The 8,674-nt window shown below is 59.7% G+C and carries 7 protein-coding genes; 6 read left to right on the forward strand and 1 reads right to left on the reverse strand.

Going from position 1 to position 8,674, the window contains the following annotated elements; genetic code table 11:
- Positions 1-28: 28 nt before the first annotated feature.
- Positions 29-2,587, forward strand: coding sequence for a peptidoglycan glycosyltransferase/peptidoglycan DD-transpeptidase MrcA (gene mrcA / locus HMPREF3138_RS16460; RefSeq protein ID WP_038878154.1), 2,559 nt, complete (start codon positions 29-31; stop codon positions 2,585-2,587).
- Positions 2,588-2,638: 51 nt separating this feature from the next.
- Here the strand turns inward: mrcA and nudE are convergent, their stop codons facing one another.
- Positions 2,639-3,193: an ADP compounds hydrolase NudE gene (gene nudE, locus HMPREF3138_RS16465; protein ID WP_038878156.1), complete on the reverse strand. Its 555-nt coding sequence runs from the start codon at positions 3,191-3,193 to the stop codon at positions 2,639-2,641.
- Between the two features lie 445 nt (positions 3,194-3,638).
- Between nudE and HMPREF3138_RS16470 the strand changes: the two genes are divergently transcribed.
- The 5 genes from HMPREF3138_RS16470 to HMPREF3138_RS27195 all read left to right on the forward strand — a co-directional run.
- Positions 3,639-5,774, forward strand: a complete 2,136-nt coding sequence (locus tag HMPREF3138_RS16470; RefSeq protein ID WP_049193823.1) for an intracellular growth attenuator family protein — start codon at positions 3,639-3,641, stop codon at positions 5,772-5,774.
- A 98-nt stretch (positions 5,775-5,872) separates the two neighbouring features.
- Positions 5,873-6,553, forward strand: coding sequence for a GMP/IMP nucleotidase (gene yrfG / locus HMPREF3138_RS16475; protein ID WP_038878160.1), 681 nt, complete (start codon positions 5,873-5,875; stop codon positions 6,551-6,553).
- Complete coding sequence (gene hslR / locus HMPREF3138_RS16480) at positions 6,550-6,957, forward strand: ribosome-associated heat shock protein Hsp15 (RefSeq protein WP_015379306.1); 408 nt, start codon at positions 6,550-6,552, stop codon at positions 6,955-6,957. The genes yrfG and hslR overlap by 4 nt, the downstream gene beginning before the upstream one ends.
- Positions 6,958-6,982: 25 nt before the next feature.
- Entirely contained in the window at positions 6,983-7,861 is an 879-nt protein-coding gene (gene hslO / locus HMPREF3138_RS16485; protein WP_015379307.1) for an Hsp33 family molecular chaperone HslO, read from the forward strand.
- Between the two features lie 193 nt (positions 7,862-8,054).
- Positions 8,055-8,674: phosphoenolpyruvate carboxykinase (ATP) (locus HMPREF3138_RS27195; RefSeq protein ID WP_246828730.1), on the forward strand; the 620-nt coding region annotated here is incomplete at its 3' end.

Consider the following 8,674-nt stretch of genomic DNA (forward strand, 5'->3'; position numbering starts at 1 on the left):
CAAATGACTTAGAAATGGGAAATCTCAGGTGAAGTTCGTAAAGTATTTACTAATCCTTGCAGTATGTTGCATCGTGCTGGGAGCAGCCTCGATTTTCGGCTTGTACAAATATGTCGAGCCGCAGCTGCCCGACGTCGCAACGCTGAAAGACGTGCGGCTGCAAATACCGATGCAGGTTTACAGCGCCGATGGCGAACTGATCGCCCAATATGGCGAGAAGCGCCGCATTCCGCTGAAGCTGGATCAAATTCCGCCGGTGATGGTGCACGCATTCATCGCCACCGAAGACAGCCGCTTCTACGATCACCACGGCGTCGATCCGGTCGGCATCTTCCGCGCCGCCTCCATCGCGCTGGTCTCCGGCCACGCTTCGCAGGGGGCCAGTACCATTACCCAACAGCTGGCGCGTAACTTCTTCTTAAGCCCGGAACGCACCCTGATGCGTAAAATCAAGGAAGCCTTCCTGGCGGTGCGCATCGAGCAGATGCTCACCAAGGATGAAATCCTTGAGCTGTATCTGAACAAGATCTATCTGGGTTACCGCGCCTACGGCGTGGGTGCCGCCGCTCAGGTCTATTTCGGCAAAGACGTCAGCCAGCTGACCCTGAGCGAAATGGCGACCATCGCCGGCCTGCCGAAAGCGCCGTCCACCTTCAACCCGCTCTATTCGCACGATCGCGCCGTTGCCCGTCGCAACGTGGTGCTGTCGCGCATGCTGGACGAACACTACATCACGCAGGCGCAGTACGATCAGGCGCGCGCCGAAGATCTGGTCGCCAACTACCATGCGCCGGAAATCAGCTTCTCCGCGCCGTATCTCTCCGAGATGGTGCGTCAGGAGATGATCAAGCGCTACGGTGAAAATGCCTATACCGACGGTTACAAGGTTTACACCACCGTCACCAAACGGCTGCAGCTGGCGGCGCAAGAGTCGGTACGCAACAACGTGCTGGCCTATGACATGCGCCACGGCTACCGCGGCCCGTCCAACGTGTTGTGGAAAGTCGGCGAAGCGGCCTGGGATCGCAAACAGATTGTCGATTCGCTGAAAAATCTGCCGAACTACGGCCCGCTGGCGCCGGCGGTGATCACCGCCGCCAACCAGCAGGAAGCGACGGCGATGCTGGCCGACGGCAGCAGCATTGCCCTGCCGATGGCGACCATGCGCTGGGCGCGCCCATACCGTTCAGACACGCAGCAAGGCCCAACGCCGAAACGCGTCACCGACGTGGTGCAGGCCGGCCAGCAGGTGTGGGTGCGTAAAGTGAACGAGGCCTGGTGGCTGTCGCAGGTCCCGGACGTCAACTCGGCGCTGGTCTCGATCAACCCGAACGACGGCGCGGTGAAAGCGCTGGTCGGCGGTTTCGATTTCAACCAGAGCAAGTTCAACCGCGTCACGCAAGCTCTGCGCCAGGTGGGGTCAAACATCAAACCGTTCCTGTACACCGCCGCGATGGATAAAGGCCTGACGCTGGCCACCATTCTGAACGACTTGCCGATTACCCGCTGGGATGCCGGCGCCGGCACCGACTGGCGGCCGAAGAACTCGCCGCCGACCTACGACGGCCCGATTCGCCTGCGGCAGGGGCTGGGGCAATCGAAGAACGTGGTGATGGTGCGCGCGATGCGTGCGATGGGCGTCGACTACGCGGCGGAATATCTGCAGCGCTTCGGCTTCCCGGCGCAAAACATCGTGCATACTGAATCGCTGGCGCTGGGCTCTGCCTCCTTCACCCCGATGCAGCTGGTACGCGGCTACGCGGTGCTGGCGAACGGCGGTTACCTGGTTGACCCGTACTTCATCACCAAAATTGAAGACGACAACGGCAATACGGTATTCGAAGCCAAACCGAAAGTGGTGTGCAGCAGCTGCAACCTGCCGGTGATCTACGGCGATACCCACCGTTCGGCGGTGCTGTCCGACGACAACATCGAAAACGTCGCCACCTCGCAGGAAGGCAGCAACAGCACGGTGCCGATGCCGCAGCTGGAGCAGGTTACCCCGGCTCAGGTGCAGCAGGACGGCGACCAACAGTATGCGCCGCACGTAATCAGCACGCCGCTGGCCTTCCTGATCCACGACGCGCTGAACAGCAACATCTTCGGTGAACCGGGTTGGATGGGCACGGCCTGGCGCGCCGGGCGCGATCTGAAACGTCATGATATCGGTGGCAAAACCGGCACCACCAACAGTTCCAAAGACGCCTGGTTCTCCGGCTATGGCCCGGATACCGTGACGTCGGTATGGATCGGTTTCGACGATCATCGCCGCGACCTGGGCCGTTCGACGGTATCCGGCGCCATCCCGGATCAGATTTCCGGCGGTGAAGGCGGAGCCAAGAGCGCCCAGCCGGCGTGGGACGACTTCATGAAGACCGCGCTGGAAGGCATCCCGGAGCAGAAAGTCACGCCGCCGCCGGGCATCATCAGCGTCACCATCGACAAGAGCAGCGGCAAGCTCTCTGGCGGTGGCGGCGGTAGCCGTTCCGAGTACTTCATCGAAGGAACTCAGCCGACGGACTACCCATCGCGCGATACCGGCACCACGTTGACCGATCCGGGCGGTGAAAGCCACGAGCTGTTCTGATCGAAAAGGGCCAGAGAAATCTGGCCCTTTTTTTGTTTGGCGCGAAGCGTATCAGCGCGAAGCGCGCAAAAATGCCTCTGAGAGGAACAGCGCGCTGACGTTGCGCGCCTCACGAAAATCCGGTTCCGCCAGCAGCGCCATCATGTCGGCGATCGGCCAACGCACCTGCGGCAGGGGCTCCGGCTCATCCCCTTCCAGGCTCTGCGGATAGAGATCGTGCGCCAGCACGATATTCATTTTGCTGGAAAAGTAAGAGGGCGCCATCGTCAGCTTGCTGAGAAAATCGAAGCGCTTCGCGCCGTATCCCACCTCTTCCATCAGCTCGCGGTTGGCAGCCTCCAGCACCCCCTCACCGGGATCGATCAGCCCTTTCGGGAACCCCAGCTCATAGGATTCGGTGCCTACCGCATATTCGCGGATCAGCAGCAGGTCATCGCCAATCACCGGCACGATCATCACCGCTTCGCGATCCGAAGGCCGCATGCGCTCATACACCCGCCGCACACCGTTGCTGAATTCCAAATCGACCGACTCGACGTTGAACAAACGCGAACGCGCGACGGTTTCCACTTTCAGAATTTTAGGTTTTTGCAGGTGTTTATCCATGATTGCCTCAAAGAGGTTACCCAGGCGCGGACAGGGCAACCGAAATAATGATTGGCGTAACGCACGGCTCGTTGGCGCTCAAACGCTGACCAAATTCGATCCTGATCACATTGTGCGTTAAGGGTAAGCTCCGCCGCAACGAGCATGAGCAGTAATTTACTTTCTTTTAACAAGCGTAGCCAGCAGTGGGCGATTTTCCGTACTGATTCAGCAAACAGCACACATGAAAATAGGATAATACCGATATCGACGGCAGAGGCCGGTTGCTAGTATCACGCAGGCAAGAATCAGTGATAAAATGGCCTTGCGTCATGAAGGAATGAGATCCAGAGCGAGAATCTGTTTGTTCCCTCATTAGTTCTGGGTGCCTCCTGACGGTTTACTCCGTATAATATTCACCTTTTCATCAGGTTGGCGAAATTCACGGGTGTGAGATGGGGATTGCATGAGCACAATAGTGTTGATATTGGCCTTAGTGCTTGTCTGCCTGATTGCCGCCGGCCTGTACCTGTGGTTCAAGGCGCGCAACCCGTCGGCTCTGGCGCACGCGCTGCCGTTTATCAAACCTGCCCACCGCAAGCTGACCGACGAAGAGCGTGCTGCGGTCGAGTTCTATCTCAATCAGCAAAACAAGCTGAGCAACAAGCTGTTACCCGGCGGCGGCGCTACCTTGCCCGCAGCCAAACTGGCGCTCACCCCGCAAAGCGATAACGTTTATCCCGTCACGCACGCCATCACCCGCTATGGGCTGGCCAGCGACGATCCCAATAAATGGCGCTATTATCTCGATGCCGAAGAGGTGCACCTGCCGCCGTTTTGGGAACCCTATATCACCGCCGACAACCATGTGGAAGTGATCCGTACCCAGACGCTGCCGCTGGTGATTTCGCTCAACGGGCACTCGCTGAAAGATCATATTCACGACCGGCCGCAACCGCCGGTGGTGAGCGCCGCGCCGACCAAAAACGCCTCTATCCGCAAGGAAGAGAGCGAGCATGTCGAGCTGATCAATATTCGCAAGGAAACGCCGGAAGAGCATGCGCTGAACCGGCCGAACGGCATCCGTGAAGCCGTCATCATCTCCGCCGCGCTGCTGCTGCTGTTCTTCAGCCTGATAAGCCCGGTGCTGGTGATCCCCTGGATGATTTTCGTGGCGGTGCTGATGATCGCCTGGGGATGCTGGAACCTGTTCCGCCGTCCGGCGTCACGCGAGCTGAAAGAGATCCACTGTCTGCGCGGTACGCCGAAGCGCTGGGGCCTGTTCGGCGAATCCGGCCAGGGGCAGATCAGCAACATTTCACTCGGCATCATCGATCTTATCTACCCGCCGCATTGGCAGCCTTACCTGACGCAGGACCTGGGCAAGACCACCGATGTGGACGTCTATCTCAATCGGCAGGTGGTGCGTCAGGGGCGCTTCCTCTCGCTGCATGACGAAGTGAAAAACTTCCCGCTGCAGCAGTGGGGCCGCAACGCGGTGCTGGTCGCCAGCTCGGCGCTGGTGCTGCTGTTGCTGCTGATCTATATCCCGCTCAACCTGCCGCTGACCCTCAGCATGGCCTGGCTGCAGGGTGCGCAAAAAGTGGAAGTGACCAGCGTTCAGGCGCTGGAAGCCACGCCGCTGCGCATCGGCGACACGCTGAAAGTGCGCGGCAGCGGCATGTGCTATGTGCCCCCGCCGGCCAATGGGGGCAGAGCCGTCAATTTTGCGCCGTTCGACTGCTCCGGCATCTACTGGAACAACGCCGCCCCACTGCCGCAGCCGGAATCGGAAGTCATTGACAAAGCGACGGCCCTGCTGGCCACGGTCAACAGCCAGCTGCATCCGAGCGGCGCCGATCAGAAGGTCAACCCGCAGTTGGCCAGCGCCATCGAGAAATCCGGCATGATCCTGTTGGACGACTTCTCTGATATCGTTTTGAAAACACAGAATTTGTGCCAGGCAGAAAGCGACTGCGTGCGGTTGAAGAACGCCCTGGTCAACCTGGGCAACGCCAAAAACTGGAGCGGCCTGGTGAAACGCGCCAGGTCCGGCGCGCTGCAAGGCGTCAACGTCCTGCTGCGCCCGGTGAGCGCCGAGTCGCTGGAAAGCCTGACCAAAGTGGCCACATCGTCGTTCATCTTCAATGAAACGCGTTTGGCCGCCGCAGCGCTCAACAGCCCGCCGCCGGGCGGTTTCCTGATCAGCAGCGACGAAGGCCGCCAGCTGGTCAGCCATCCGCAGCCGTCGGCACCGCAGAGCGAATACAACGCCCTCGACCAGTGGAATGAGTTGCAGCGCCTTTCCACTCTGCTGCTGCACACCCCCTTCCAGGCACAGGGCGTGATCACCAGCCTCAGCGTCGACGCCAACGGCACCCGTCATGTGGCACTGCACAGCGAACCGGACATGATCACCCTATGGCGCTACCTCGGTACCAGTCTGCTGTTGCTGGCGGTCGTCATCAGCCTGGGCTATAACGCCTGGCGGCTGGTGCAACGTCGTCGCATCAATCAGCACCGCGTCGCCGATATCCAGCGTTACTACGACAGCTGCTTCAATCCGCAGCTCAATCCGATGTCGATGCGGCCGATGGCCTGAACCTGACGCCGGGGCCTCCGCCCTGTCATCTGCTTATGCTACGCTAACGCTATTATTCTCATCTGCGGACCGCCCGTCGGTCCGCCCGTGGAGTTTTTATGGTTCCCGAGTTTGATTGGCCGCAGATCGATACCGTGCTGCTGGATATGGACGGCACCTTGCTGGATCTGGAGTTCGACAGCCACTTTTGGCTCAGCCTGGTGCCACAGGCGCTGAGCGAAAGGCGCGCCATTCCTTTCGACGAAGCCCGCCATATCATTGAGCGGGAGTATCAGGCGGTGCAGCACACCATGAACTGGTATTGCTTCGATTACTGGAGCGAGCGGTTGGATCTGGATATTTACCGCATGACCAGCGAAGTCGGCAGCCGCGCCCGGCTGCGCGAAGACACCGAGCCGTTTTTACGGGCGCTGCGCGACGCCGGTCTGCAAACCATTTTGCTGACCAACGCCCACCCGCACAGCCTGGCGGTGAAAATCGAGCATACCGGCCTCGATCGGCACCTTGATTTATTGTTTTCCACCCACACATTTGGTTATCCGAAAGAAGATCAGCGTCTGTGGCAGGCGGTGCAACAGCACACCGGATTCAATCCGCAGCGCACGCTGTTCGTCGACGACGGCGAGCCGATCCTCGACGCGGCGCGCACTTTCGGCATTCGTTACTGCCTGGGCGTGCAAAACCCAGACTCCAGTACGGCGGAGAAAAGCTTCCAGCGCCATCCGTCGATGCATGACTATCGCCTGCTGATACCGGCGCTGGCCAAGGGGGAAGCATGAAGGAAAAAGCGACGCGCGACGACGCGGTACGGCTGGATAAGTGGCTCTGGGCCGCACGCTTCTATAAGACCCGCGCGCTGGCACGCGAAATGATCGACGGCGGCAAGGTGCATTACAACGGCCAGCGCGGTAAGCCGAGCAAGATTGTCGAACTCAACGCCGAGCTCAAGCTGCGGCAGGGCAACGAAGAACGTACGGTGATCGTGCTGGCGCTGACCAGCCAACGCCGCGGCGCCGGCGAGGCGCAGCAAATGTATCAGGAAACCGAAGCCAGCATCGCCAACCGCGAAAAGATGGCGCTGGCGCGCAAGATGAACGCGTTGACCATGCCGCATCCGGACCGTCGTCCGGACAAAAAGGAGCGGCGCGACCTGATGAAATTTAAATTTGGTGAGCCGGAATAACCCCTCACCGCAATGAGAGAAGATTATGTCCAACCATGACCAATTGCACCGTTACCTGTTTGAAAACTACGCGGTGCGCGGCGAGCTGGTTACCGTCAGCGAAACCTATCAGCAGATCCTGAACAACCACGACTACCCGGCGCCGGTGCAAAAGCTGCTGGGCGAACTGCTGGTCGCCACCAGTCTGCTGACCGCGACCCTGAAGTTCGACGGCGACATCACCGTGCAGCTGCAAGGCGACGGCCCGCTGAAGCTGGCGGTGATCAACGGCAACAACCGTCAGGAGATGCGCGGCGTTGCGCGCACCCAGGCGCCTATCGCCGACGACAGCACCTTGCATCAGATGATCGGCAACGGCGTCATGGTCATCACCATTTCGCCGACGGAAGGCGAGCGCTATCAGGGCGTGGTCGGTCTGGAAGGTGAAACCCTGGCTGAATGCCTGGAAGCCTACTTCCGCCAGTCCGAGCAGCTGCCAACCCGCCTGTTCATCCGCACCGGCGAAGCGGAAGGCAACGCCGCGGCGGCCGGTATGCTGCTGCAGGTGCTGCCGGCGCAGGACGGCAACCTCGATGATTTCGATCATCTGGTGCAACTGACCAACACGGTAAAAAGCGAAGAGCTGTTCGGCCTGCCGGCCAACGAAGTGTTGTACCGCCTGTATCACCAGGAAGAGGTCACCCTGTACGAACCGCAGGACGTGCAGTTCCGTTGCACCTGTTCGCGCCAGCGTTGCGCCGACGCGCTGCTGACCCTGCCGACCGACGAAGTGGCGGACATGCTGGAGCAGGACGGCAATATCGACATGCACTGCGACTACTGTGGCAGCCACTATGTCTTTGACCCGGTTGATGTTGCCGCTTTGTATGCGGGTAACACCGGCGAAAGCGACCAGTTGCACTAAGTCACACCCCTCGGTGGGCGCGCCCGGCGCCCGCCAACGCCCGCCGTTTGCACGTTTGCTTTTTTCCGTGTGCTATCTCTCAGATCGTAACGAAATACCGCCTAAAACGTTAAATATTTGATACCCATCGCGGTTACGCACCGTTAGATCCCTACAATTGCCGCCAGAAATTCTGTGACCAAGGAGTAGTAACATGCGCGTTAAAGGTATAACCCCTCAGGATCTGGCCGCTTACGGCATTCACGACGTTAGCGAAATCGTTCACAACCCGAGCTATGAACTGCTGTTTAAGGAAGAAACAGACCCATCTCTGGAAGGTTTTGAGCGTGGGGTAGTCACCAAGCTGGGTGCCGTCTCCGTCGATACCGGCATCTTCACCGGCCGCTCGCCGAAAGACAAATACATCGTCCGCGACGACATCACCCGCGATACCGTGTGGTGGGCCGATCAGGGCAAAGGCAAAAACGACAACAAACCCCTCAGCCCGGAAGTGTGGGCCGATCTGAAACACCTGGTCACCGAACAACTGTCCGGCAAACGCCTGTTCGTGGTGGATACCTTCTGCGGCGCCAACGCCGACTCGCGCCTGAAAGTGCGCTTCATCACCGAGGTGGCCTGGCAGGCGCACTTCGTGAAAAACATGTTCATCCGCCCGAGCGACGAAGAGCTGGCTGACTTCGAGCCGGATTTCGTGGTGATGAACGGCGCCAAATGCACCAACCCGAACTGGCAGCAGCAAGGCCTGAACTCGGAGAACTTCGTCGCCTTCAACCTGACCGAGCGCATGCAGCTGATCGGCGGCACCTGGTACGG

This window comes from Serratia sp. HMSC15F11, from assembly GCF_001808215.1.
GTDB lineage: Bacteria > Pseudomonadota > Gammaproteobacteria > Enterobacterales > Enterobacteriaceae > Serratia > Serratia nevei.

What these genes read in the sequence shown, in the direction of transcription:
- nudE (WP_038878156.1), bottom strand. Translation starts at nt 3,193, where the DNA reads ATGGATAAACACCTGCAAAAACCTAAAATTCTGAAAGTGGAAACCGTC.
- HMPREF3138_RS16470 (WP_049193823.1), top strand. Translation starts at nt 3,639, where the DNA reads ATGAGCACAATAGTGTTGATATTGGCCTTAGTGCTTGTCTGCCTGATT.
- hslR (WP_015379306.1), top strand. Translation starts at nt 6,550, where the DNA reads ATGAAGGAAAAAGCGACGCGCGACGACGCGGTACGGCTGGATAAGTGG.
- hslO (WP_015379307.1), top strand. Translation starts at nt 6,983, where the DNA reads ATGTCCAACCATGACCAATTGCACCGTTACCTGTTTGAAAACTACGCG.
- yrfG (WP_038878160.1), top strand. Translation starts at nt 5,873, where the DNA reads ATGGTTCCCGAGTTTGATTGGCCGCAGATCGATACCGTGCTGCTGGAT.